Origin of the sequence: Moraxella sp. CTOTU47618, assembly GCF_032017425.1 — a bacterium.
Classification (GTDB): Bacteria; Pseudomonadota; Gammaproteobacteria; order Pseudomonadales; family Moraxellaceae; genus Faucicola; species Faucicola tetraodonis.
Genome location: NZ_DALZPW010000002.1, coordinates 222919 through 249735, shown reverse-complemented (window position 1 = coordinate 249735; position 26817 = coordinate 222919). Strand labels below are relative to the sequence as shown.

The 26817-nt window shown below is 45.5% G+C and carries 23 protein-coding genes and 1 tRNA gene; 10 read left to right on the top strand and 14 right to left on the bottom strand.

The genetic code is table 11. The features are described from left to right. Positions 1–2: 2 nt before the first annotated feature. Together RTS09_RS03325 and RTS09_RS03320 are read left to right on the top strand one after the other, a co-directional pair. Positions 3–401 carry an FKBP-type peptidyl-prolyl cis-trans isomerase gene (locus RTS09_RS03325; protein ID WP_138018216.1) on the top strand — a complete coding sequence of 133 codons (399 nt, stop codon included), beginning with the start codon at positions 3–5 and terminating at the stop codon, positions 399–401. After that, positions 397–618 (top strand): DUF1653 domain-containing protein, encoded by a 222-nt coding sequence (locus RTS09_RS03320; RefSeq protein WP_138019422.1) that lies wholly within the window; start codon positions 397–399, stop codon positions 616–618. The genes RTS09_RS03325 and RTS09_RS03320 overlap by 5 nt, the downstream gene beginning before the upstream one ends. A gap of 104 nt (positions 619–722) precedes the next feature. Here the strand turns inward: RTS09_RS03320 and RTS09_RS03315 are convergent. After that, positions 723–798, bottom strand: a tRNA-Phe gene (locus tag RTS09_RS03315). A gap of 112 nt (positions 799–910) precedes the next feature. Then, positions 911–1309 (bottom strand): hypothetical protein, encoded by a 399-nt coding sequence (locus RTS09_RS03310; protein ID WP_076775585.1) that lies wholly within the window; start codon positions 1307–1309, stop codon positions 911–913. Between the two features lie 188 nt (positions 1310–1497). Here RTS09_RS03310 and RTS09_RS03305 point away from each other — a divergent pair, with 188 nt between their 5' ends. The 3 genes from RTS09_RS03305 to RTS09_RS03295 all read left to right on the top strand — a co-directional run bounded on the left by RTS09_RS03305 (position 1498) and on the right by RTS09_RS03295 (position 4731). Continuing rightward, entirely contained in the window at positions 1498–1968 is a 471-nt protein-coding gene (locus RTS09_RS03305) for a type IV secretion protein Rhs (RefSeq protein ID WP_312534276.1), read from the top strand. A gap of 191 nt (positions 1969–2159) precedes the next feature. Next, positions 2160–3851 (top strand): phosphoethanolamine transferase, encoded by a 1692-nt coding sequence (locus RTS09_RS03300; RefSeq protein WP_312534274.1) that lies wholly within the window; start codon positions 2160–2162, stop codon positions 3849–3851. Between the two features lie 112 nt (positions 3852–3963). Beyond that, a complete protein-coding gene (locus RTS09_RS03295; protein ID WP_312534272.1) occupies positions 3964–4731 on the top strand; it encodes a PAP2 family lipid A phosphatase in 768 nt (255 codons plus the stop codon). A gap of 58 nt (positions 4732–4789) precedes the next feature. Here the strand turns inward: RTS09_RS03295 and lolB are convergent, their stop codons facing one another. Together lolB and RTS09_RS03285 are read right to left on the bottom strand one after the other, a co-directional pair. Next, positions 4790–5482, bottom strand: a complete 693-nt coding sequence (lolB, locus tag RTS09_RS03290; protein WP_312534271.1) for a lipoprotein insertase outer membrane protein LolB — start codon at positions 5480–5482, stop codon at positions 4790–4792. A 260-nt stretch (positions 5483–5742) separates the two neighbouring features. Next, positions 5743–7626, bottom strand: a complete 1884-nt coding sequence (locus RTS09_RS03285) for a tetratricopeptide repeat protein (RefSeq protein WP_312534269.1) — start codon at positions 7624–7626, stop codon at positions 5743–5745. 549 nt (positions 7627–8175) lie between these two features. On the opposite strand from RTS09_RS03285, the gene hemA reads away from it, so the two are divergent. Both hemA and glnD read left to right on the top strand, forming a co-directional pair. After that, on the top strand, positions 8176–9534 hold the full coding sequence (gene hemA, locus RTS09_RS03280) for a glutamyl-tRNA reductase (protein WP_312534268.1): 1359 nt from the start codon (positions 8176–8178) through the stop codon (positions 9532–9534). Positions 9535–9677: 143 nt separating this feature from the next. Then, positions 9678–12356, top strand: coding sequence for a [protein-PII] uridylyltransferase (glnD, locus tag RTS09_RS03275; RefSeq protein WP_312534267.1), 2679 nt, complete (start codon positions 9678–9680; stop codon positions 12354–12356). A 79-nt stretch (positions 12357–12435) separates the two neighbouring features. Here glnD and RTS09_RS03270 read toward each other — a convergent pair whose 3' ends face one another. From RTS09_RS03270 to mazG, 9 genes are all read right to left on the bottom strand, one after another. Next, complete coding sequence (locus RTS09_RS03270) at positions 12436–13668, bottom strand: sugar transporter (protein ID WP_312534266.1); 1233 nt, start codon at positions 13666–13668, stop codon at positions 12436–12438. A 179-nt stretch (positions 13669–13847) separates the two neighbouring features. Beyond that, complete coding sequence (yjgA, locus tag RTS09_RS03265; RefSeq protein WP_050325287.1) at positions 13848–14357, bottom strand: ribosome biogenesis factor YjgA; 510 nt, start codon at positions 14355–14357, stop codon at positions 13848–13850. A 51-nt stretch (positions 14358–14408) separates the two neighbouring features. Continuing rightward, on the bottom strand, positions 14409–15284 hold the full coding sequence (gene rapZ, locus RTS09_RS03260) for an RNase adapter RapZ (protein WP_062333200.1): 876 nt from the start codon (positions 15282–15284) through the stop codon (positions 14409–14411). Positions 15285–15286: 2 nt separating this feature from the next. Beyond that, the gene (gene panC / locus RTS09_RS03255; RefSeq protein ID WP_312534264.1) at positions 15287–16231 is read right to left on the bottom strand and encodes a pantoate--beta-alanine ligase; all 945 of its coding nucleotides are present in this window, start codon (positions 16229–16231) and stop codon (positions 15287–15289) included. A 19-nt stretch (positions 16232–16250) separates the two neighbouring features. After that, positions 16251–17132 carry a 3-methyl-2-oxobutanoate hydroxymethyltransferase gene (panB, locus tag RTS09_RS03250; protein ID WP_312534263.1) on the bottom strand — a complete coding sequence of 294 codons (882 nt, stop codon included), beginning with the start codon at positions 17130–17132 and terminating at the stop codon, positions 16251–16253. A gap of 192 nt (positions 17133–17324) precedes the next feature. Beyond that, positions 17325–17822 carry a 2-amino-4-hydroxy-6-hydroxymethyldihydropteridine diphosphokinase gene (gene folK / locus RTS09_RS03245; protein ID WP_312534262.1) on the bottom strand — a complete coding sequence of 166 codons (498 nt, stop codon included), beginning with the start codon at positions 17820–17822 and terminating at the stop codon, positions 17325–17327. After that, on the bottom strand, positions 17819–20041 hold the full coding sequence (gene pcnB / locus RTS09_RS03240) for a polynucleotide adenylyltransferase PcnB (RefSeq protein WP_312534261.1): 2223 nt from the start codon (positions 20039–20041) through the stop codon (positions 17819–17821). The genes folK and pcnB overlap by 4 nt, the downstream gene beginning before the upstream one ends. 236 nt (positions 20042–20277) lie before the next feature. Then, a complete protein-coding gene (locus RTS09_RS03235) occupies positions 20278–20601 on the bottom strand; it encodes a ComEA family DNA-binding protein (RefSeq protein WP_312534260.1) in 324 nt (107 codons plus the stop codon). A 275-nt stretch (positions 20602–20876) separates the two neighbouring features. Beyond that, complete coding sequence (gene mazG, locus RTS09_RS03230; RefSeq protein WP_312534258.1) at positions 20877–21701, bottom strand: nucleoside triphosphate pyrophosphohydrolase; 825 nt, start codon at positions 21699–21701, stop codon at positions 20877–20879. Between the two features lie 327 nt (positions 21702–22028). Between mazG and RTS09_RS03225 the strand changes: the two genes are divergently transcribed. Together RTS09_RS03225 and RTS09_RS03220 are read left to right on the top strand one after the other, a co-directional pair. Further along, the gene (locus RTS09_RS03225) at positions 22029–23240 is read left to right on the top strand and encodes a nucleotide sugar dehydrogenase (RefSeq protein WP_312534256.1); all 1212 of its coding nucleotides are present in this window, start codon (positions 22029–22031) and stop codon (positions 23238–23240) included. Between the two features lie 83 nt (positions 23241–23323). Continuing rightward, positions 23324–24778: a phosphohexomutase domain-containing protein gene (locus RTS09_RS03220; RefSeq protein ID WP_312534255.1), complete on the top strand. Its 1455-nt coding sequence runs from the start codon at positions 23324–23326 to the stop codon at positions 24776–24778. 118 nt (positions 24779–24896) lie between these two features. Here the strand turns inward: RTS09_RS03220 and RTS09_RS03215 are convergent, their stop codons facing one another. Next, the gene (locus tag RTS09_RS03215) at positions 24897–25520 is read right to left on the bottom strand and encodes a thiol:disulfide interchange protein DsbA/DsbL (protein WP_040403627.1); all 624 of its coding nucleotides are present in this window, start codon (positions 25518–25520) and stop codon (positions 24897–24899) included. Positions 25521–26042: 522 nt separating this feature from the next. Here RTS09_RS03215 and ubiG point away from each other — a divergent pair. Beyond that, complete coding sequence (gene ubiG, locus RTS09_RS03210; RefSeq protein ID WP_312534253.1) at positions 26043–26777, top strand: bifunctional 2-polyprenyl-6-hydroxyphenol methylase/3-demethylubiquinol 3-O-methyltransferase UbiG; 735 nt, start codon at positions 26043–26045, stop codon at positions 26775–26777. The last annotated feature ends 40 nt before the right edge of the window (positions 26778–26817 follow it).

The window sequence follows — 26817 nt, the reverse complement described above, 5'->3', positions numbered from 1 at the left end:
CTATGACAAGTAAACTGCAATTCCAAGACCTAATTATCGGCACAGGTAAAACTGCCGAGCGTGGGGCACTGATTACCGCGCATTACACGGGCTATCTACCAGAGGGCACGGTGTTTGACTCATCGCATCACCGCGGGCAACCCTTTGAAGCCGTGATTGGCACAGGGCGGGTGATTAAAGGTTGGGACATAGGCGTTTTGGGTGGCGAATATGCCCAAAAAATCGGCTATCAAGCCCAAGTTGAAGACCCTGCCAATCTCATAGCCATGCAAGTCGGTGGTAAGCGTAAACTCATCGTGCCAAGTCACTTGGCGTATGGTGAGCGCCAAGTCGGTAAAGTCCCGCCAAATTCAGACTTAACCTTTGAAATTGAATTATTGGATGTGAAAACTCGTGATTGAGATTAAATTGGGTATTTATCAGCACTACAAAGGCAATCTGTATCAAGTGCTGCACATCGCCAAACATAGCGAGACTGAAGAGGAATTGGTCGTCTACCGTGCGCTCTACCAAGCGTATGGGGTTTGGGTGCGGCCGCTTGCGATGTTTGCCGAAACGGTGGAAGTCAATGGCGAAGCTGTGCCAAGATTTAAGCTGATAAAACCGCTAGACAGTTAAGTTTGGCGGTAATTGATAGGGGTCAATGATATAAAAATAACCGACAACAAAAAACCCCAAACTAATAAGCTTGGGGTTAATCGATGTATACCTAAGACAAATGATGGTGGCGTGGGGCAGGATCGAACTGCCGACACACGGATTTTCAATCCGTTGCTCTACCGACTGAGCTACCGCGCCATGTTTGTCAGCATCAGTATTTGAGCGGCTATTAAACTAAAAATCGCCAAAGGTGTCAAGCACTATTTTAAACTTTTTGCAAAAAGTTGCTAGTAACTGGCAAAATACCCATTCATATCAATTCGTACATGGCTAAAATACGATGAATGGCGCCGCAGCCGGGTACAAACTTGGTATTGCCTTTTTTGCGCTCAATGTCGGTGACTTGTTTGACGAATTTTGGGGCAAGACCGCGCCCGCGATTGGCGGGATGCAGCACAATATACTGTAACAATCGGCTAGACTCGATGCCTTCATTAAAGCAGCCCATCGCGGCAATCGGTTTTTCATTGAACATCCCCAAATACAGGATATCACCCTTGGCAAAGGCCTTTTCAAAAAACGCCACAGCATCACGACCTGTCGCAAACTCAGGTGAGCTGTCGTACAATTTTTCCACCCGCAATTTGAGTTCGGGATCGTCAATGCTGTTGTTTTCAAAGTTATTGATAGTGACGGATTCTAATGGCATAAAGCCCTCCTTGTTAATTAGCTTACGTTTTAATTAGCGCATGTTGATTTAGTATAAAATAGTAACTAGGATACCAACAAACTTGTATTTGTTATCCAGTATTTTTTGCTAAAAATAAAAGCTGGCAAGGCGTTGGCAAGCCGTGATGGCTTTTTTAGCTTAACCAAATCTTGGATAGACTCTGTGAAATGATGATGTGTTTTTCAAAACAACCTGCTCGATGCCGTCCACTAACGGCGGGCGAAAAAGTCATCGCGGGTAGCGTATTTGGTGATACGTTACAGCTTGATAGTATACGCCTAAAAACTGCATGGTGGGTGCTCAAAGGCTATGCGGTCAGTCCCAATGGTCATGTGTATTTTCATCCAGCAGATTTTTGTGATGATTTTAGTCAGCAAAATGTCTATCTGCGCGCGTGGCTTGTGCATGAATTGACCCATGTTTGGCAAATCCAACAAGGCATTAAGGTGTTTCGCCGCGCCCTGCTCAATCGGCGCTATAGCTACGAGCTGCAAGCCAATAAGCCATTTGGTCGTTATGGCATAGAGCAGCAAGCACATATGGTGGAAGATTATTATCGAAAACGTGAGCTCAAACAGGATTATGAGCCATTACTCGCCTTTATTCCGTTTGCCAGTTTACAGCCTGCCACCGCTTAGCGTTATCAACTCTCTGTGTCGCTGTCACTACCTCATGTTTGTAGCGATGGCGGTGGTTTTTTTAGCATAATTGCTTGATAGATAGGTGTCTTAAGGTTCAGTTAAGCTAAATCTGTATGATAGCCTCATCCTAAGTTTGGTTGTTATATAATGGCTATTTTTTGGTGCATTTGGATAAGGTAAGTAATCGTATGTCAGTGAATAACGCTCGATGGGTAGCATGGCGTCAGCAAGGTGGCAATGCTCAAGGTATTAGTGCTCAAGGTATTAGTACTCAAGGTATCAATGCTTATGTGATGATGGGTATTGTCGCGCTATTTTTGACCTTGACCGCCAATGTTACTTTCTTTGATAAAGCCACTGAAGTCTATCCGTTTGCCCAGCATATTGGGTTTATAGGCTCATTGCCATTGGTGCTATTCGGTGTCATGCTACTGGTTATTGTGCTGCTCAGCTATCGTTACACCCTTAAAGCGGTATTGATTTTTTTGCTATTGACCGCGGCAGTCACGGCATATTTTACTGATACTTATGGCACTGTCTATGATGTCAATATGCTACAAAACGCGCTACAAACCGATAAAGCAGAAAGCGCTGATTTGTTTAACGTCAATTTTATCTTACGCATTTTATTGCTTGGGGTATTGCCTAGTGTGTGGGTGGCGTGGCAAAAGGTCACATTTCCCCCCATCAAGCGCAGCATATTGCAGCGCGGCTTGACGTATTTGGTCAGCCTTGGCTTGGTGGTGTTACCGATTTTGGCGATGAGTAAAAATTACGCCAGTTTTTTCCGTGAACATAAACAGCTACGAAGCTATACCAATCCTGCCACCCCTGTATATGCACTGGGTAAACTTGCCAGTATACAGCTGAAACAAGCACAGGCACCCAAAACCCAAATCATGCATGCCACCGATGCGGTGCAGGTGAGCAATCCCACCACCCGTAAGCCAAAACTGGTGGTATTGGTGGTTGGGGAAACCGCGCGCGCCGACCATGTGCAGCTAAATGGGTATAACCGAACTACCTTCCCGCAGATGGCAGCGACGGCTGGGGTAACTAATTTTAACCAAGTCATCGCCTGCGGTACCTCAACCGCTTATTCGGTGCCTTGTATGTTTAGTTATGTCGGTATGAAAGACTACGATGTGGATACCGCCAACTACCAAGAAAACGTACTTGATACTTTAAATCGCCTAAAGGTCAATATCTTGTGGCGTGATAACAACTCAAGCTCAAAAGGCGTCACTAATCGTTTGCCCGCGGAGAATTTTGTCGATTATAAAACCGCGCGCAACAATACGATGTGTAATACCAACCCCTATGGCGAGTGCCGCGATGTGGGTATGCTAGTAGGCTTAGATGACTACGTCAAACAACTAGCTAACCAGAATACGCTTAACCAGGACACCCTAATTGTGCTGCACCAAATGGGTAATCACGGACCTGCGTATTTTAAACGATATGATAAGCAATTTGAAAAATTCACCCCAGTCTGCCAAAGCAATGAACTTGCCAAATGCGACCCACAAAGCGTGATTAATGCCTTTGACAATGCGCTACTTGCCACCGATGACTTTTTGGCAAAAACGGTGAACTGGTTAGACAAATATGACAGTACCCACCAAGTGGCGATGCTGTATGTCAGTGACCACGGTGAAAGTTTGGGCGAAAACGGCATCTATTTACATGGTATGCCTTATAAAATCGCGCCTAAAGCGCAAAAACACGTCGCATCGATGTTTTGGGCAGGTAAGCACTCAGGCATTCAAGCAGTGCCATCTAATACTGAGCTCACCCATGATGCTATTACCCCAACTTTGTTAAAACTGTTTGATGTGCGTGCGCAAACCGTACAAGGCAAACCATTATTTATCAAGTAAAGTTATCCAGTAAAGCTATTTGGGTAATTAGAGCCATTTAAGTAATGTTAGCGACATAAAAATTGCGTCTAACTCCAGCGACAGTGACGGCAAGATATATGGTTCAAAATAGATGAGTATACAGATCGCTAAATTAAAAAATTTTGCCAGTAGGCAGACCGTGCTCGGACTGGTGCTGGCGATTATCTTTACGCTAACGCTTGAGCACAGCGCCATTGATGTAGCCATCAGCCAGTATTTTTATTCCCCCACAGATGGCTGGCTGCTTGCCAAAGAATCACTACTCCCTAACTTAATTTTTTATACTATTCCCAAAAGATTATTAATTGCGTTTGAAGTCTATATGGCAATCGCATGGCTACAACGCTATTTATTACAACGCCATCCATCAAGTCACTGGCTTGCCAAGCAACAGGCATGGTTTAAACCTTTTAAGCGGCTATCACTGACTGAAATAGGCTATCTATTCATCGTGATGGTGTTGGTACCTTTGATTATCGCATCGCTTAAAGGGGTGACTCATGTGGTGTGTCCCAATCACTTGCAAATTTTTGGCGGTGAGTATCCCTATCTAACGATACTAGAAGACATCCAAGCCGGAACCCGCTCAAAATGCTTCCCTGCGGCGCATGCTAGTGCTGGGTTTGCGCTGTATGCTTGGGCGTTTATCCCAAGTCTTTGGCACAAGCGCTGGCAAATCACAGCGATGGTGACGGTGATAGCTTGGCTAATGGGTGGGTATAAAATGTTGATAGGTGACCATTTTTTCAGTCATACCCTAGTATCTATGAGCTTGGCATGGGGGATTTGCGCGGCGGTGGCATGGGCGTGGTGTCGGTTTTATGCCAAAGCTGCGTCCGCAAAAAATTCAAAGCGCTAATAGTTGATGGTATAAAAAAGCGTTGAGGAACACCCCACGCTTTTTTTCGGTTGCATGGCTAGCTTAACCGATTGATGGTCATCACCACTTTATAGCCACCCGGATGACTGGCAGTTAAGCGAGAAGGCAGTTTATCGTTACTGTTGCTATAGCTAAAGGTGGCTGTCCAATCGCCATTTTGGGCACTGACTAGACGATTAGTGCTGTCTTTTTTATCATTGGCATCACTGGGTGCTGGCTGCCCTTGAATCCAGTAAGGCAGCTGGGAGATGGGCGCTTGCCAACCGGTTGCACGTAATAGCAATTCTTCAGGGGTAGCGGCATTGATGGTGCCTTTTTCGTTGGTTAACGTCGCAGATTGACCATTGTAGCTGATTTTGGTTTGACCCGCATTCATCGCACCTGCAATCTCAATGGCAAAGTTTTGACCTTGCTGTGTCCAAATGTAAAACGCGCTGCCTGCCTGCTGCGGCGTGGTCATGCCAATTTTACCATTGATGGTAAATTGCGCGCTTGGTAGCGTACTTGCAGCCACTTGCTCAGTAGTGGTAGTTGATGGCACCGTGGCTGTTTGGGTATTGACCACAGGGGTTGTCATCCCTGTGGCGACAGGTTTGGCTGTGATGGGCTTAGTTGTTGCCTGTACTGACTGACAGCCTGTTAGCAGCATGCTACTGATGCCCAAACAGGCAATACTTAATCCCGTGACTTTGCCGGTGATTTGGCTGGTGACCGCTGGTAATAAATGCATAATATCCTCAAATGTTAATCAAATTTGTTAATCAAGTTTTCATCAAATGTTAACTGGTTTTGCTCAAGTATGATGGTTTAAAAAACTGATGGGTAAACTATAAATAGCCATTGTTAAGCCTGTTTTGCTTAACTGCTCAAATTGGTGAAAAAGCGGTTGTTATTTATCTCTCGTTTTCCTGCCATTTACCTACCACTTATCTGCTTTACAAACCGTCATTGCTCGCTAGTCGTCATGCTCAGAGACGATGTTAGGCAATGCTATTGTAGATTTTCGGGTTGATAACCGAGTTCATTAACTAAGATTTGGTTGATGCGAGCCGCTTCTTTTTGGTTGCCCAAATTTAAGTAGGCTTGTTGTAGCAGCAGACCGCTAATCACATCGGGTACGATATCAAAATTATCTGATAACAGACTAATGACGGTGGCGTTATTAGCCTGATGCAGCGCTTGTTGCGACAGTATTTGCCGCGCCTTTAAACCGACTTCTTTGTCATTGATTAATGCCGTCAGTAGGGCGGTCACTTCTTCATTATTTTGTTTTAAATTGACCAAGGTTTGCGCATATTCGAGTTGATAATCCACGTTTGCCGGTGCAAGTCGAATCAACTCTTTTAAAAGTTGCAGTTTACTGGTGTAATCATCATCGGGCAGTAACAATACCTTGGCAAATAAAATATCGGTATTATTGGGTAAACTGGTTTGTGCGCTATTAAGCAAGGCTAACGCTTGCGCGGTTTGGTTATTTTTTTGCAAAATGTTGGCTTGCATGATGTAGCTTTGCGGCGCAAAACTGTCAAATTGTTCCCGTAATTTGACGCTACTGGCAATTGCTTCCTCAAAACGACTTTGCGAGATTAATAAATCAATCTGTTGCTGTCTGGCTTTGAGCACCAAATCAGGTTGCATCACTTTGCCATAGTAGCCAATCGCATCATTGAGTAGGTTCTGGCGTTCGGCACTGACAGCCAAATAATAATTGGCTTGGTCCTTAAAGTTGGGGCTGGCAATCAATGCTTTGAGCAAGCGATCTGCTGCGGCGTATTTTTTCAAATCAATACCCACCAAAGCCGCCAGTAGTTTGATTTCTTCATCTGCTAAAAACTGCCGATTAGCCGTGGCATTGAGCTGTTGCCAGACCTGCGCGCTTTTGCCTTGCTTTAGCATATAGCGAATTTGATAGACAAATAGCGCTTTATTGTCAGGCACGGTTTTACGCGCCTGCGCAATAAACGCAATCACTTGATTACCGGGCGATAACGCTTGCAGGATATCTGCTTTTAACGTCAAAAAAGCCGGGCTTTTTGGGTTGGTTTTAAGCGCCCGATTAATCGCCACTAACGCGGCTTTGGGTTGTTGAAACTGTAGCAGCAGGCCTGCTTTCATCACCAGTAGTGAAGGGTTATTTTTGATATCTAATCGATTGAGCGTAGCAAGCAGTTCAGCTTGGTCACGGGTTTCGGTGGGATAAATCCCAAGCAAAATCTGACTTAAATCAGCGTCAGGATCGTACTGCAAAATTTGATTGAGCTTTTCGCCGGCTAATTCATACTCGTGCGCTTTGAGTGCCAAATGGGTCACATAAAAAATCGCCGGCACATGGTCAGGGTTTTGCTGTTGCCACGCATTGGCAAAAGCGAGCGACAACTGTGGTGGTTCATTTTGTAAAGATAAACCCAGTGCGCGTTCAAAGACGGGGGCAGCATCCGCCAAAAAAGACTGCTGCTTATAGGTCGCTAACGCCTGGTCGATACGACCGCGATCTGCGGCAAACTCTGCCATTAAAATCGCATACAGGCTTGGCTGGCTAAGAGACTGATTAACAGACTGACTAGCGGATGCAAAATTTGCCCCGGCACTAAAAACCGCTGGGCTAAACAATAAACTTGCCAACGTGAGCGTAGTCGCGACTACATTTTTGCCTAAAGCGGTAAAGGGTTTAAATACATCAAGCGGCTTTAAGTTAGATTTCAGATTGGGCTTTAGATTGACAAAAAATTGCTGCGGTATTGACAAATGCATCGGTAAATAAATCGATAAACAATAAGGCTTGACATATTTCGACGCAAAAAAGCGTGGATTGAGGGGACAACCACGCACAGCGCAACAAGCCGATGAAATAACCGCTAGAGACAACTTTCGCATTTAGCCCGCTTGGACAGTAACGTACCTAAAAATCACAGTCAGTATTGCAATCAGTGACAAGTAAGATGTAACAAAATGTTCATAAATAAAATCGAATTATACGGCTACGACGGGCTCAACTATGTAGAATTATGGTTAAATCGTATGGGTAAATAGCAACCAAACGAGCGAATGGGGCAGAGTTAACTAAAAAAATACCATGATAGCTCGAATCACTGTTCAAAAGGCTAGATATGTTAATGCTTTAAATTGTAATGCTTAAAGTGTGGCTAAAGAATCTCCCTGAATCAAAAAAGCAGGATGTTTTTCATTTGTTATCAGCAATGGTATAATAATCCACTTTTCTACTTTACTTTTATTAAGTGGTTATTATTAAGTTGCTTTAGGTTTGTTTATATTGCCACTTTTCCCCCTGTGTTATCAAGCATGACAAATGTCGATAGGCTGATATGGGCTGGATGTCGCTTAGCTAGCACACTTAGCTAGCAAACTTGGGTTCACAAAAATCAGCTTTGATAAAAGCGGTCATTTTTAAGGTCATTACGTTATATGCAGCTTCTGGTTATTGGGTTAAATCATAAAACAGCGCCAGTTGCCATGCGTGAGCAATTGGCATTTGCTGCTGAAGATTTGCCGATTGCCTTAGATTCGCTCAAAGCGATCACCCAAGGCGCGGTGATTTTATCGACCTGCAACCGCACTGAAATCTATGCCCTAGCCCCCGAAGGACAGACCCTCACTAGCACGATGTCACAAGTGATTGAATGGCTAGCGGCTTTTAAAAACACGCCCATGCAAAAAATCGCGCCACATCTGTATCAATATCAAAATAACCATGCACTGCTACATTGGGTGCGGGTAGCGTCTGGGCTAGACTCGATGATTTTGGGCGAGCCGCAGATTTTGGGACAAATTAAACAGGCGGTGCGCCAATCGCGTGCCAAAGAAGCTATCTCGAGTAAGCTTAGCTGGGTGATTCAGCAAGTATTTGCCGCCGCCAAACAAGTGCGTAACGAAACGCGGGTAGGCTCACAAGCGGTGTCGTTAGGCTTTGCTGCCGCCAAATTGGTGACCCAAATTTTTCAAAAACCTAGCAACAACACTTTGCTGGTGGTCGCGGCAGGTGAGATGAATCGGTTGGTTGCGACCAATATCGCAGGTTTAGGTGTCGGCAAAGTCATCATCTGTAATCGTAGTCCTGAGCGTGCCGCGCTGCTTGCCTCTGAGCTTGAAACGATTGTGCCACAGATTGAGATTACCCCGCTTGATCAATTAGCCAACGTGTTGCCGCAAGCGGATATTGTAACCAGCTGTAGCGGTAGCTTATATACTTTGATTGATAAACCCATGGTGAAACAGGCGTTAAAACAGCGCCGTCATCAGCCCATGTTAATGATTGATTTAGCAGTGCCTCGCGATATTGACCCTACCGTCAGTGAGCTAGATGACGTGTATTTATACTCAATCGATGACTTACAACATGTGATTGCAGGCAACCTTGAACAGCGTCGCCAAGCTGCCGTAGAAGCAGAATTATTGGTGAGCCAAATCGTGGTGGCGATTGAGCGCAAATACTTGGTGCGCCAAGTGGGTCAGGATATTCAGCAGTACCGTGAGCAAGCCAAACACCATGCGGATATGATTTTAAGCCAATCTTTACAGCAGCTTGCCGATGGTCATGCAGCCGAAGCCGTGTTGACCGAACTGACCCGTAAACTCACCCAAACGTTAACCCATGCACCGTCCAAACTATTGCGGGAAACGGCTAGCGAACAGCCTGTAGAAACTGTCAATTTTGTGGCACAACAGCTGACCCATGCCTTTCGCAAAGATAAATGCCCCTATCTTACCCATAACAACACCTTGCTTGATGACGAGCCAGCGTCACCGTCTTTTGACAATCAATAATTTTCCTATCGCTGAGCTTTTAAGCCCAAGTTTTTAAGCCTAAGTTTTCGCTACAAGCGGCGGCTAGCTTTTTTGCATCAAATTTGTAATACTTAAAATTGCTCTGCTAACTCTGATAACAATGGCGTCGATTAGGATTTGCTATGTTTACTTGCCCACCGATACTACCGTATTTTACCCCACTGCCTGCGCTTAGCCTGCAAGGCGAAGCCAATCTTGGCATACCCGCTTGGTTAGCCGCAGTGGAAGCGGACTTGGATAAGGCGCTGGCATCTGGCATACCGATTCGCCAAGTCGTCATGGGGCGCTGCTGTGCGATTGATAGCATGATGGCAGCCTTATTTGAGTTGTATGAGCTCGATCAAACTGATTTGACGCTGTTTGCCACAGGAGGGTATGGGCGTGGGGAGTTGCACCCGTTTTCGGATGTGGATTTATTGCTGTTAAGTCCAAACCCGATTGATGAGGCCTTGAACCAAAAAATTTCCCCGTTCGTCGCTAAGCTCTGGGATATTGGGATTGATCCTGCTTTGGTGGTGCGCTCCGTTGAAGAATGTGATAAGGCTTGTCACGATGATATCACGGTCGCAACAAGTCTGTTAGAAGCACGAATTTTGGCAGGCAATGTTGCCCAAGCTGGGTTGCCGATGCAGTTACTCAATAAAAACTGGTCACAAACCAAGTTTTATGAGGCCAAAATGGCAGAAGCTAAAGAGCGCTATGTTAAACATAATTCGACGGAGTATAACCTAGAGCCTGACCTGAAAAACGCGCCTGGGGGCTTGCGAGATATTCATACTGTCGGCTGGATTAGTAAGCGCTATTTTCGCGTGACAAACTTGTATGGACTGGTGCAGCAAGAATTTATTACTGAAAAAGAATTTGATGAGCTGCAAGAAGCGGAAGATTTTTTGTGGTTGATTCGCCATCATCTACACAAAATTGCCAAACGCAATGAAAACCGTGTTTTATTTGACTATCAGCGCCTGATTGCTGAGCGCATCGGTTACCGTGACAATTCGCATCCCAATGCCGCAGTTGAGCATTTTATGCGCGATTATTACCGTTATGCCATGTCAAACTCAACATTGTCTGAAATGCTCACCCAGCACTACTATGAAACGTTGATTGAGGCGCGTCTACCCGATGAACAGCGCCCGGTGCGAAAGGTGATTAATGAGCGCTTCAAACTGGTGGGTGATCGCATCGCGGTGACGCATACGCGGGTGTTTGCCCAGCATCCGACCGCGATTTTAGAAATGTTTTTGTTGATGGGTCAGCAAAATATTCGCCATATTCGTACCCGCACGCTACGGATTTTGAAAATCGCCGCGCGCGGCATTGATGAGCATTTTCGCAATGATCCCGTCAATAAAGCCATGTTTATGGACAATATCAAAGAGCAAAATCTGCTATTTTGGCGACTGCGAGTCATGAAGCGTTATGGCGTGCTAGGTAGCTATCTGCCTGCTTTTGGGCAAATTACTGGGTTGATGCAATATGACTTGTTCCACCGTTATACGGTGGATGCCCATATTTTGATGTTAATACGTATGTTGCACCGCTTTACCGATGACACTTATGTTGATACTTATCCGCTTGTCAGTGGTATCTACCGCCGTATTGACCGTAAAGAGATGCTGGTATTAGCGGCGATTTTCCATGATATTGCCAAAGGTCGGGGTGGTGACCACAGTGAACTTGGCGAGCAAGATGCCATCAAGTTTTGCTTGTCACATGGTTTAAGCCAAGCCGATGCTGAGCTTGTCGGCTGGTTGGTGTCTCAGCATTTATTAATGTCGATGACCGCGCAGAAAAAAGACATCTCTGACCCCGAAGTTGTGGCAGAATTTGCTGATAAAGTCGGGAATGTGACTTATTTGAATTATTTGTATGTGCTCACCGTTGCCGATATGAATGCCACCAACCCACAGCTTTGGAACAGTTGGCGCGCAACCTTGATGCGTCAACTATATACCCAAACCCGCCGTATCCTGCGAGCCGATATCGATGCGCCGATGAACCGCCAAGACATGATTGCCAGTAATAAGCAAAGTGCCCGTGACTTGCTAGCAGGTGATAATGGCTTGGCTGACATTGAAAGCCTGTGGGATGGGCTAGGGGAAGAGTATTTTTTGCGTGAAGTCCCAAGCGATATTGTTTGGCATTCCAAAGCCATCATGGCGCATGATGAGGCACAAAAAAAACGCACAGAGAGCCAGCAACCTGAGCCGCTGATTATTTTGCGTGAACATCGCGAGTTGGCACTCGATGCCGTGCAAGTGTTTATCTACACCCATGACCAATCCAATTTATTTGCGGTGACCATGACGGTGTTTGACCAAATGGATTTGGACGTACTCGATGCGCGCGTCATCACCGCCTCGCGAGATTTTGCCCTAGATTCTTACGTACTGCTTGACCGACATGGCACGCTACTCACCGATACCGAGCGCCAAACTGAGCTCGTTGAGCATCTAAAACAAGCCTTTACTAGTCCAACGTTACCTGAGGTGGCGCAGCGACGCATGCCTAGACAGCTCAAGCATTTTCATGTGCCCACCAAAGTGTCTTTTAGTTTTAACCCGCAATCCAATCAGCATATGATGATTTTAGAAACCCTTGACCAGCCAGCCTTGCTCGCGCGTGTGGGGCAGGTTTTTTTGGCGCATGATATTGAAGTGCATTTTGCCCGCATTACCACATTGGGTGAGCGCGCCGAAGATATGTTCTTTATCACTGACCATGAAGACAAACCGCTATCGGATGAGCGCCTAGAAAAACTCAAACAGGCATTGGTAGAAACGCTGAATGTCAGTTAACTTGTCAGTGGAAAAATTCGGTGGCAAGCAAGCCCAATCGTAAGTCTAAGGGCAATTACAAGTAAGCTACAGGGTCTGATTACTTTTGGGTGCGCGCCAAATACACCATTAGGCAAACCATGGCAATGAGCGCGATACCTGCCCCTACATAACCCACCATCGCCAGTCCTAGGCTTGCAATCACCAGTCCACCGACGAACGCGCCGCCGCCGATACCGATGTTATAAATTCCTGAAAAAATTGACATTGCTACATCAGTGGCATTGGGCGCAAGCTGCAATACGCGTAGCTGAAAAGCAAGGCTAATCGCCGTAATTGCCAAGCCCCATAGCATCGCTAGGACAAGCCATAAGATTGGCACATGGGGCAGCCAAGCGGATGCCAACAACGAAAACAGCAGCGTTGCCATCGCGCTAATCAAAAACGCCCGTGGAAAACGGTCATAAAAGTGCCCAAATAGCCAGCTCGCTAGCAACCCTGCCACCCCAAAACTCAGCAAAATCACCGTGGCAAATTGCTGACTAAACTGACTAATCGTCAGCATATAAGGCTCAATATAACTATATGCCGTAAAGTGTGCCGTCACACATAGCACAGTGAGTGTATAGACAGTGAGCAAGGGGATATTATTAAAAATACTGGGTAAACTTGCCGCTGAGCCGACATCTTTGCTCGGCAGTTTTGGTAAAATCCACCACACCATAATCATTGCCAACAGCGCAGCCGCGCCAATCGTACCAAACGTCATCCGCCACCCAAGCCACTGCCCAACCATCCGACCTAACGGCAGCCCAAGCACCGTCGCCAGCGCGCTACCCATTGATAGTAGCCCCAAGGCCTTGGTTTGACGATCTTTGGGCGCCACACGCACCACAAGGCTTGCGGTAATTGACCAAAACACCGCATGTGCTAGCGCAATCAATGCCCGCCCAATTAACAGCATGGCAAAACTTTGCGCCATCACCGACACCGCATGCCCCCCGATAAAGATAACAAATAATGCTATCAATAGCTTACGTCGTTCGATACGGGCAGTGACAAGCATGGCAGGGAGCGACAAAATAGCCACAATCCAAGCATAGATAGTAATCATATGCCCCACCGTTTCTACCGGCATGGCAAAGCTATAACCAATGTCAGAGAGCAGCGCAATCGGCACAAATTCGGTGGTATTAAAAATAAATGCCGAAATCGCCATGACAATCACGCGCCATTGGCGAATTTGGTTGGGATAATTGGGATTGGACTGGGTGTGTTGACGTAACTGGTGAAAATGACTCATTGCGGACAGGATGGCTAAGGCTGACGGCATACCTTAGCGGCTCACTCTATAAAATAAAAGCAATTTTACGTTATTTTATGATGAAAATAGCTTTGGTAGTAAAAAAGCGACTCATAGGCTAGCGCGCCAACCCCAACCCACCAAAAAAGCAATACTCACTAGCCAAGCCACATAGGGATAAGGGGTCAGAAAACTGGCAGTCAGTCCGACTATTTACCTTTGGACAAAATCGCCACTTGGCGAATATAAGTGTGTAAATCAGCCACACTCTCATTCATCAATTCATCATCTTGGGTGTATTCGGCGTAGGCAATCCAAATCAGTAGCTGCTTGATGGTGTTGAATTCACTGTCAAAAAAAGTTTTGGTAAATTGTTTTAAGGTATTGTCATCTTGCAAATTTAGCCGCGTTTGCCAACTTTCAATTTTGGCTTGTTGCTCAGGGCTAAAGGTATGGCGAAATAAAAATTCGACAATCGCATGCGGTTCTTCTTCAGCCAGCAATTTACCTAAACGCTTGATGTGACGTTTACGTGCTTCATGGCTGGTGATATCGGCAAGCTGCAGCAAGTCATCCAAAAAAAACTCACTGGCAGGCAGTGCCTTCATTTGTTTTTTTGACAAATTGGCAAGCGGCTCAGCCAGTCGCTGTAGGCGTTCATGGGCTTTTTTTAGTTCGGTACGGCTAACCGCCATATCCATTTGGTCAAAATTAATCATTTATCAATCTCAAAGTTATCAATCATAAGTATAAAGTTGATTCAGAACGTGCTACCAGCGGTTTTTTTCACGGTGCTTGAGACGTACCACCATCTCTTTGGGTAGCGATTGGGTCAGTGACTCACCCAACTTTTCTGCGATATACACAGAGCGGTGTTTGCCCCCAGTACAACCGATAGCGATGGTCACGGTATGGCGATTGTTGTGCAAAAAAGGCGGTAACCATTTTTTAAAAAAAGCGATAATATCATTCGCCATGTCATCTACTTCGCTGTAGTCAGCAAAAAATGCTTTGACCCCATCATCTAGCCCTGTCTGGTTGCGCAGTTCAATCTTCCAATGCGGGTTTGGCAGGGTGCGCACATCAAAAATAAAATCAGCATCAATCGGTGCCCCATATTTAAACCCAAAGGATAAAATATTGACGGTTACTGCATTATCCACACCCAAATGATCGCGGATGACTTCTTTGAGTTGGTGGATATTAAGAAGGCTGGTGTCTATTTTGATATCAGCGCGGATGGCAATCGGCTCTAAGATATCGATTTCTTTTTTGATGGCATTGGGTAGATTACCCGACACCGCCATTAACGGATGGACACGGCGCGTGGCGTCAAACCGTGCCACCAGGACGCTTTCTTGGGCAGTCACATACAGTATTTTAATCGCCGGTTTGCTATAAGTTTCTATAAGCTTATGATAGACCTCGGCAAACCGCGATAAGTCCGCTTGTGGCGAGCGTACATCGATACCAATGGCGATTTTGTAAATTTGGCTGTCATGTACAAGTTTATCAATGGCACTAGGGACTAGCGAGAGTGGCAAATTATCAATGGGATAATAGCCAAAGTCTTCCATAATATTGAGAACCGATGTCTTACCCGAGCCTGAACGTCCTGAAACAATGATAACTTGTAGCGTTGACATAGTTAATCCTTTACAGATGCGGTGGTAAGTTGTTGATTAAAATCGCTACCCAATTCTTGATTCAGTTCCTGATTCATTTCCCGACTAAACTCTAGGTTATCTAAAAGCCGTGTTTTCTTGCCCAAAAAAGCAGCGGTCAAAATTACCAAGTCTTTATCAGTGGGTTTCGGCGGTTGTAATAAGCGATTTTTAACTTCCAAATAATCCACTTTAAAGCCTGAATCAGCCACCGTCACGCGATTTAACTTATCGATTGCGCCGGCAATAATCTTGTCAAAATCGGCAAAATTGGCAGTTTTTAGCTCATGGGCAAGCTGTTGCAAGCTTTTTTGCAAGGTGGGGGCAAGTTGACGTTCTGCTTCGCTTAGGTATTGATTGCGAGACGATAATGCCAACCCGTCACAAGCCCGCACGATATCCACCCCGACAATCTCAATCGGGAAATTTAGCTCAGCGACCAACTGGCGGATAATCGCAAGTTGTTGATAGTCTTTTTTGCCAAAAACAGCGATGTCAGGTTGGACGATATTAAACAGTTTACTCACCACCAAGCCGACACCATCAAAGTGGGTGGGGCGAGTGTTGGCACACAAGATTTTGCTAATATCGCCTGACAGCACTTGCACGTTGTTAGGGTAGGTTGGGTACATTTCTTCCACGCTTGGGGCAAATACAAAATTTGCCCCTGCTTCGGTAAGTTTTGCCACATCAGCCTCTAGCGTGCGTGGGTAGGTATCAAAGTCTTCCCCCACGCCAAATTGGGTTGGGTTAACAAACACACTGACCACCACGATATCGGCCAGTTCTTTGGCTTTTTTGACGAGGGTCACGTGACCGCTGTGCAAATTACCCATCGTGGGGACCAGCGCTATCTTTGGCGCAGCCGCTTGATGGCGTAAAGGTTTTAAGGTGTCACGTAATGCGCTGATGGTATGAAATACTTGCATTGTTTTGCCTTTATGATTACTAAAAACTATGGGCTGGCGTTGGGAACGTACGGTCTTTGACCGCTTTATGATAGGCTTTAAACGCCCCGGTGATATCCTTGGTTTCGTTATGCTCGTCGGTCAAAAAGTCTTTGACAAACTTGGCAGGTTTACGGGTATATACCCCAAGCATATCGTGCATGACCAGCACTTGACCATCACACTCCACGCCCGCACCAATGCCAATCACTGGCACGGGGAAAGTGTCACGCACTTTTTTGGCAAGCTCAGCGGGGACACATTCGAGCAGTAAAATGGCTGCGCCCGCTTCTACCACGGCTTGACAGTCAGATATGAGTTTTTCCGCTTGGGCATCGGTTTTGCCTTGTACTTTGTAGCCACCAAACACATTCACTGATTGCGGCGTCAAACCTAAATGCACGCAGGTCGGCACGCCGTTGTTGGCAAGCACTGACACGATTTTGGCAAGCTCGGCACCGCCTTCGATTTTGACCACATGCGCGCCTGCTTGCATCACCGCTTGGCTGGCATCGAGTGCGCGCTCAAGCGTGGCGACACTCATAAAAGGTAAATCACATAAAATCAGTGCATGACTGTTGGCACGAGCCACGTTTTGGGTATGATATACCATGTCTGCGATTGTCACCGGCAAGGTTGAGGTTTGTCCTTGCACTACCATTCCAAGGCTATCGCCAATCAAAATCGCATCAATCGCGGCAACTTGCATGGCTGCTGCAAAACTTGCGTCATAACAGGTCAAGCACGAGAACGTCTCGCCATTGGCTTTGAGTTTGTTTAAGGTGGACAAAGTCACAGGTAATTTAGGCTTGGTCGTCGCTGCGGCAGATGTTGACTCAGTTGTTGAATCAGGGTTAGATTCTAGGTTGCTAACGTAGCTCATGCGGTTTCCTTTAAAAAGCAAGGTTAAAAGAATCAATGGTAAAAGAAGTAAAGCTAAAAGAAGCAAGGGCAAAAGAAACAGGCAAAAACAAGAAATAGGGAAAACAAAAAACGTTACTTTAACAATGGTTTAATTTTTTGCGATTTCAAATCCATAGCGCCAATAATTTGTTAATTTTTACAAAAATCAATGTTAACTGATATGGGTTAATTTTTCCAAGCCCTGCCACTGTTGACTGGTCGGTAAATCTGCCAATTTTTGCCCATTTACCATAAGGGTCGGGTCAAGCTCTAGCATCGGAATTAGCACAAAATTACGCGCAAATAAGCCCTCATGTGGCACGGTTAAACGCGCATTGTTGATTGTGTCATTACCATACAACAGTACATCGACATCCAAACTACGCTCACCCCAGTGGCGCAAACGCGTGCGCTTGGCAGCGCTCTCCAAACTTTGGCAAAAATCCAGTAGGGCTAAGGGCGCCAAATCGGTATCAACTTTTACGACTGCATTAAAAAAATCGGGCTGGTCGGTGACCCCAAAGGCTTTGGATTGATACAGTGATGATGCTGTAACATTGGCAAAGTGCGGCGATGCGTAAAACGCCGCAATAGCATTGGCAATATGCTGCCTTGGCGTACCAAGTGCGTTTGCGATATTGCCACCCAAGCCGATATAGCACGTAATCATGGCTGATGACCGTCGATTTTGACCGCGCGTTTGCGAGTGCGTTTTGCCGGTGCCGGTGCCTCGTCCTTAGTCACCGCTTCTGCTGAGACTTTGCTATCAGTAACCGCTTTTTTACGCGTCCGTGGCGCACGCTTTGGCTTTGGCTGTACCACGCCATTGTCAATCATTGATTCATTGGGTGCCGAATGCTTGACCGTGCCAGTGCGAATGTCAGTGCTAGAGACAATATCAGTATCGGTACGAGTCACCGCCTGATTGTCGGTGCTTTGTCTGACGGGCGTTGGGCTGACAGGTTCGCCACGCAAATCACTAGCGGATGTTGCGATATCCGCTTGCTGACGTTGCTCCAAAATCGACCAGTTTGAGCTGGGGGTACGTCGCGCACGTTTGGCAGGTACACTGGCTGCCGATAAATAGGCTTTGTCGCGTTTGCGTGAGCGACTTAGTTGTGAATTATTTGGGTGCGAATCATTTGGGCGTGCACTTGTCTCAGTAGAAGCTGATACTGAAGCAGAAACTGTCGGCTGATAAGGGTGGTCATCGTCTTTTTGCGCTGTGATTGGCGCTACGATAAGTGACTTAGCGGGTGCTGAGTTGGTGTGACTGGCAAGCGATAACTGCTGCAGTTGGGCTTTTTCAAGTTGCTGCTGCTGTGTTAGTTTGTGCGCTTTGGTAGATAGCACGGTATCTTGCAGCAGTTCATGCTCGATTTGGCTATTTGCTGCAAACGGCAAACGACGTCGTTCGCGGCGGCGCTGTGCATGACTCAAATCACTACCCATGCCTGCTTCATTATCACGCACCGTATCGCTAGTTTGATAAGCAACGTTGTCATCCTCAAAACTGGTCTGATTGACAATATTGGCAAAGCGCAAACGTACCGATTCAAGGTCGAACTCATCAATCGCTTGTTGCTGCTGTTTGGCACCTAGGGTTTGAAACCACGCCCACCAATGCCCCATGCCGTTGGTGCTTTCATCATCCAACGTAATCGCTGCGCCATGTTGTTTGGCAAGCGCTTGGTTTTTGGCTTCCACTTGCTCACGCATCATCAAAAAGTCATAGGCAGCCCGAAAACGCGGATTTTCAAACAGCTTTTGCAAATTTTTTTTGCGCGGCTGGGCAAGTCTTGGCTGCATGAGCCAAATATCTTTAATAAACTGCTCGGCAAACTTGGGCATGGCCGTGTGCTGGCGCTGCTTGTCCAAGACTTTATTGGCGGCTTGGTTTTGCGCGTCGCTAAACGGTGTGTTCTTTTTAAACTTATCCAATAAATACAGATAGTTTTCCCACAAAATAGTTGCATAAAAAAACGCAGGATTAATGCTTTTACCACTACCTATGCGCCTATCGGTATTTATGGTGACTTGATTGAGTAGTGGTGTCACGGTTGTTGGTGGATAAAACAACAACTGAGAAAACGCACCATAATCAAATAGCAGTGGTAACATCGGCACCAAGTAGCCGCCTGTGAACATTTTTTGCGTCTCATCGTACAAGCGGTGAGGGGATACTTGCGCCAATAATGCCCAGTTTTGCGCGTTGAATTGTTGATTTAAGGCATTGTCAAAATCAAACTGCAATTTTGCTTTAAAACGCAGCGCACGAAGTAGACGTACAGGGTCTTCTTCCACCCGTTTTTGGGTGTCTCCGAGCAGACGGATGGTGCGGTTTTCAACATCTTTTAGCCCCCCACAAAAATCATAAACGATATCGTCAAATGGCTGATAGTACAGGGCATTGATACTAAAATCGCGGCGCACCACATCTTGATAGATATCACCCCACACATTGTCACGCATAATCATGCCGTCTTCGGTGAGATGATTGTTGTCCTTAGGCGGCGCGCGAAAGGTCGCAACTTCAATCATATCGCGACCAGAATACACATGACACAGCTGAAAACGCCGTCCGATGATGCGGCAGCGTTTGCCAAATACTTCTTTGATTTGGTTTGGGGTGGCGTTGGTCACAGCATCAAAGTCTTTGGGCTTTAAGCCTAACAAGGCATCACGCACCCCACCACCGACGATGTAGGCTTCAAAACCCGCCTGCGTCAGTGTGCTAATCACTTCTTTGATGGAGTTGGGTAAATCAGCTTTGTTTAAGCCCAGTTTTTTGGCATCCCGGCGAGCCGACTGTCTATCTAAAACATAATCGGTTGCGGTATTGCCAGCAGCGGTTGCCGTGCTAGGTGATTTGCGAGTTTTTTTTGCCATGTATAGTAACCAAAATCCATGAAAACGGCAGAAATTTATTAGCGGTTAGTGTACCAAATTTCTGCCTAACTAGGGATATTAATTCACGGTTACAAAAAATCCAGTGAACAAAAAATATTGTCTACTGATTGATTATTTGTAGGACGTGAGCGCTACAGGATGAGGCGGTTTGCTTGCTAGTACACAGTGTATAAAATAAGAATAGGCTGGTGATGATTGCCCATGATTTGCTATCACTATTGGGTGGTAATGCGGTGGCGATTTTTATCGACAGTCGCTTTGCCGATACCTTTGACGTTGGCTAGGTCATCCGCTGTGGCAAACGGCGCTATCATTTGCCGGTATAAAATAATTTGCTGGGCTTTTTTGGCGCCGATACCATCAAGCTGTGTAAGCTGTGCTTCACTGGCGGTATTGATATTAATCACTTTGGGTGAATTGGCAAGGAGATTTGCAGAGGATTTTTTGGTATTACCGTTAGTCCCCGTCAAATTTGTCACGGCCAAAAAAGCCTGCTCGGGCGTCAAGGTTGGGGTACATACTTGCGCCTGTGCGGGCATTGCCCATACACTTAGAACTAAAATGGCTAGAACTAAAATGGCAAAAATTGAGCCAACTAATAATCGAAAAATCATTGCTTTAACGGTCAAATCCCTGTTAACTCAGTATACCTTGCCCAGACTTTTGGAACAATCAATCTTGGGCAATAAAAAAGCCAAACTTAGTACAAACTTAGCTAAAAAGCTGTTTTAGCAAAAAAATGTACACGGCATGTAAACAGGGTATTAGCTGTCAATAATACTAGACCCTAAAACCTAGCCCGTGCTTAAACCCCTCATGCAAATTTTTCATGCTGTTTTGCCAAATCCCACAAGTTATCCATTTCCTCTAAGCTAGCAGTTTCAGGGGTTTTACCGATTTTAGCGAGCTCATCTTCAATAAAGCCAAAACGAGAGCGAAATTTATGCACGGTGGTCAAAGTCGCTTTTTCGCTATCAATGCCCAGTTTGCGGGCAATATTGACTAGGGCAAAAAAACAATCCCCCAGTTCTTTTTCTAGCAGCGCTTTTTGCTCAGGCGTCGGTTTTTGACCATCGATTGGTAAGATTTCTTTGAGCTCTGCCACTTCTTCATCCAATTTGTCCACCGCACCCGACACCACGTCCCAATCAAAACCGACTTTATTGGCAGTTTTTTGTAGTTGTTGCGCTTGCATCAACGCTGAGCCTGCCTTGACCGCATCAAGGGTGCGGCGATGGTTTGCCAGTTTACCCTGTTTGGCTTTTTCGGCATTTTCCAAGGCTTTGATTTCATCCCAGCGTTTTTTGACATCTTCATCGGTTTTTAGATTTTCTTTGTCAAATACATGCGGGTGACGGCGAATGAGTTTTTGTTGTAAGGTGAAAATCACCTCACTGATATCAAACTGCTGCTGTTCTTCATATAGACAAGCGTGAAAAACCACTTGTAGCAGCACATCGCCAAGCTCACCCTTGATGTCGTCAATGTCGCCCGATTGTATGGCTTCGACAAGCTCATAGGTTTCTTCTAGGGCGTAAGGAATGAGGCTGTCGTTGGTTTGTTTTTTATCCCAAGGGCAGTCTTGGCGCAGTCGTGCCATTAAGGCAATGAGGTCGGCAAAATTGGAAGTTGGTTGCATCGTTATCTCTAAAGGGTGATTGATAGTAAATGATGAAAAATTCACAATATAATTGACCTAGCTATTTTAGCGCATTTGACATGGCAATCTAAGTCCATTGGTAAGTATTTGCCTTGACAGTCTAGATGCCTAAAATACAGAGGCTTTAAATACAAATACCTAAAACACAGAGGCTGCAAAATAATCGTTGTCATCGCTATGCCATTTTGTCAAACTATAGTGATATTGGCAAAAACTTACCTAATTTAAAAATATAAGAAATATCAATGCTGAAAATAAGCGACGGTGTCGCTAATTTTTGCTGCGATTCGTAAGGTTCCATCACCCATGATTACAACTATTTTTGTCATTGGGGCAGGCTATGTCGGTCTGTCCAATGCTGTCTTATTAGCCCAGCCTAAACTTGCTAACCAAGTCACCTTGGTCGATATCGACGCCCAAAAGATTGCCCAATTACAACAGCAAGCGTCGCCGATTGACGATGCGTTGATTGCGCAGTTCTTGGCAACCCAGTCCTTGAATTTAGCGGCGCAGTTGGTAAGTGAGGCGGATTTTTCAACCGCAGATTTGGTGATTATTGCCACACCGACCAACTACGATGTCGCCACTGGCAAATTCGATACCTCATCGGTGGAAGCCAGTATCCAAACGGTACGCGCTCACAACGTACAAGTGCCGATTGTGATCAAATCGACTGTGCCGATTGGATTTACCGTTGACATGCAGGCAAAATTTGATACGCGTATTTTGTTTATGCCGGAGTTTTTGCGGGAGGGCAAAGCGTTATATGACAACCTGCATCCGTCACGTATTATCGTTGGCTGTGATATAAACCATGTGCCAGCGCTGCAAGATGTTTGCCACCAACTAATCGTCCAATACCAAACTGCCAGCGAACAAACTGACACGCTAAGCCAAACACCAAGCCAAATTATGCCGCCCACCGAGGCGGAGGCGGTCAAACTATTTGCCAATAGCTACCTTGCCACACGTATTGCATTTTTTAACGAGTTAGATAGCTTTGCCGAAAGCATGGGGCTTGATAGTGAGTCGATTATCACCGGTGTGAGCTTAGACCCGCGGATTGGCATGCATTACAACAACCCATCATTTGGCTATGGTGGCTATTGTCTACCCAAAGATACTCAACAGCTCAAAGCCAATTATGAAGGGATTCCTGCCAATGTGATTCATGCGGTGGTGGATGCCAACAATACCCGCAAACGCTTTGTTGCCCGTCAAATTATCGCCAAGCAGCCTAATACCGTGGGTGTGTACCGCTTGAGCATGAAAAAAGATGCCGATAACTTTAGAGATTCTGCAATTTTGGACATTATTGAACTGCTCAAACAACATGCCATTGATGTAAAAATCTATGAGCCCAGTCTGTCGTCACCGCAGTTTATGGATTGTCCCGTAGTCAATGATTTAGCGAGTTTTTTGGAAACGAGCGATGTGATTGTCGCGAACCGATTACATCCCGAATTAGCGCACGTCAAGACAAAAGTGTATAGCCGCGATGTGTTTGGTGATAGCTGATCATTGCCAGTGAATAACTGATTGTGAATAATTAACAGTTAATTGAATGACATTCTTAATTCTTAATCCCATGAGCCACGTATATGAATGATTTTTCTCCCATCACAATTTCGTCTTTTAAAGCCTATGACATCCGCGGCGAACTCGGTAACAACCTTGACGAGAACATCGCCTACCGTATCGGACGTGCTTTCGCCCAATTTTTAAGTGAACCGCTATCAAATCAGCAAAAATCAGCGATTGTGGTTGGCTGTGACATTCGGCCCAGTAGTGAAGCCCTTAAAAAAGCCACCATTCAAGGCATATTAGATGCGGGCATCGATGTGATTGATTTGGGCATGACAGGCACTGAAGAGGTGTATTTTGCCACCAGCCACTATGGCGCGATTGGTGGTATTGAAGTAACCGCCAGTCACAACCCCATCAATTATAACGGGCTAAAATTGGTGCGTGAACAGTCAAAACCCATTAGCGCGGATACCGGCTTGGCAGACATTCAACAAATCGCAGAAAAAGGCGCGTTCAAAGCGGCAGCCAGTAAAGGCGAGTATCAGTTAAAAGAAGACAAAACCGCCTATATCGACCACCTGATAAGCTATATTGACGTCAACGCGTTACGACCTTTGACAGTGGTTGTTAACTGTGGTAATGGTAGTGCTGCGCCAACGATTGATTTGCTTGAGCAGCGTCTACAAGCTGCCAACGCGCCTATTAATTTTATCAAAATCAATCATGCGCCTGACGGCAGTTTTCCCAATGGTATTCCCAACCCCATGATTATTGCCAACCGTAAAGTGACGGCAGACACGCTGTTGGCAGAGAAAGCGGACTTAGCGATTGCGTTTGATGGCGATTTTGACCGCTGTTTTTTCTTTGATGAAAACGCCCGATTTTTGGAGGGCACTTATGTAGTGGGGGTGCTTGCCAAAGCTTTCTTGGATAAAAATCCTGCCGAGGCGATTGTCTATGACCCGCGCAATATCTTAAATACCGAAAGCGTCATCGCGGCGGCCGGTGGCAAAGCGACCATCAGTAAGTCAGGGCATTCTTTTATCAAACAAGTCATGCGTGAAAACAACGCAGTGTATGGCGGTGAGATGTCTGCGCATCATTATTTTCGCGATTTTAACTACTGCGATAGTGGCATGATTCCTTGGTTATTGGTGATTGAGCTGCTATCAAAATCAGGTAAAACAGAGGCGCCAAAAAAACTGTCGCAACTGGTTGATGAGATGATTGCCGCTTTTCCTATCTCAGGTGAGATTAACTTTAAATTAGACGGTATCACTGCGCCTGCGGTGTTGGCAAAACTTGAAGATAGCTACCCACAATTTGATAGCCAAACGGCGACCCTTGATAAACTCGATGGCTTGTCGGTCAATTTTCCACGCTGGCGCTTTAATGTCCGCGCTTCCAACACTGAGCCACTGATTCGTCTCAATGTCGAAGCAAGCGGTGATAAAATGCTATTGGATGAAAAAACCAAACAGCTAGAAAATTGGATTGTGGCACAAGGCGGCACGCCAGCCGACCACTAGGTTTTATTAACTACCATAAAAAAGCCGTTTCAACGTTAATTCATTGAAACGGCTTTTTACTATTTAAGCTAAAACCATCTGGGCTAAAACTATTAATCTTCAGCAAATGGCTGTCGGATTATTTACCACCACGCTCAGCACGGGCTTTATTGATGAGATAGTTAACTACTTGTGGCACTTTACCATCCTCACCCTCCACAACGTATTTGCCATCAACGACAACCGCAGGCACCCCTGACAGTTGGAAGCGCTGCGCCGCATCTTTTGAACGCGCGATACGGGTATTCACCGCAAAAGAATTGTACATGCTGTTAAATTTATTGATATCCACGCCTTTTGATGCGTACCATTGACCGATAGAGGCTTGGTCAAACAATTTTTGGCGGTCTTTTTGAATCGCGTCAAACATCGCTTGGTGGGTTTTGCCTTGATAACCTAACAACTGTGCGGCATAAAAACCGCGCGCGTTTTGTTCCCACACAGGGTTCATCGCAGCTGGGGTCTGCATAAACACCACATCAGCTGGCAATTTTTTTGACCACTGTGCCATGTAAGGTTCTAATTTGTAGCAGTGAGGGCAACCGTACCAAAAAAATTCGCGAACAATGATTTTATTGCCTTCAATTTTTTCTGGGTTTGCAAGCACCTTATAGTCTTGACCCGCTACAAAATCTGCAGCTTGGGTGGATAAACTGGTTAAGCCGATAGCGGCGGCGATTGCGGTCATTGCTAATTTTTTCATGGTTGCCTCATTAACAGTCAAATCATAGGGTCTAGCACGGCTCATATCTTATAGTATCTTATAGAAAATCGCTTGCTAGTAGGGCTCAAAATACGAAAATACCTGCGCGTTATACTATCATAAATTGAGGACGTGCCTAAGTGTAATACTTTGTAAACTAAAAAAAACTACACTGGCGAAAAACATAAGCAATATGTTAGTTAAATTTTCTAAAGTAAAAATAATATTTTTTAAGTTTAATTTATCAGTCATATTTAAAGTTGGACAGGTATGGGATTATGCAGTAATAAGCTATTTTACCCCACAAATTTATCCTACAGTTTTACGCTATCAGCCTGCCACATAAATTCTACAGCGCACGGGCTAAAAACTGTTAGAATAAGGCTATTTTTGATGGCAATTGTGGTTAGCAAGCAACCGCATTTCAAAAAACGCGATAACACGCTATTGAAGTAACGCTATTAAAGTAAAAAGTATCGAATTAAAAAAATAGCGAAGTAAAAATCAAACGGAACTATCATCATGACACAACCGAATCTAAAGCAAAACGTCGACTTACAAGAAGTACAAAAATTTACCGACCTTGCCAATGAATGGTGGGACAAATCAGGTGCGTTTGCCACCTTGCACCAAATCAATCCGCTACGCTTAAACTGGATTGAACAGCAAACCATCGCCCGCCAGCAATCAGGTTTAACAGGCAAAAAAGTGTTAGATGTCGGCTGTGGTGGTGGTATTTTGTCACATAGCATGGCAGTGCGCGGCGCCACGGTGACGGGTATTGATTTGGGAGAAGCCAATATCAAGGCAGCACAAATCCATGCCGAGCAAACTAGCCAAGCGATTAATTTTGCTTGTGTTGCTGTAGAAGATTTTGCCAAAGCGCACGCTGGTGAGTTTGATGTGGTGACTTGTATGGAAATGCTCGAGCACGTGCCAGACCCGCAGTCTATTATCAATGCTTGTTTTACCCTGCTCAAACCCAATGGCGTATTGGTACTATCGACCATCAATCGCAACCCAAAATCCTACCTGTTTGCGGTGATTGGCGCTGAATACCTATTACGCTTGCTGCCACGCGGCACACATGATTATGAAAAATTCATCACCCCAGCCGAGCTAGATCGTTTTGCTCAGCGTGCAGGCTGCAAGCGTCAAGATTTAATTGGCTTACATTACAATCCCCTGATCAAGCACTATTGGCTGGCACAAAATGTTGACGTTAACTACATGATGGCAGTCTACAAACCTCAGTAGTTGACTTTACTTAAATATTAATCGTTGATTTGAGCAAAAA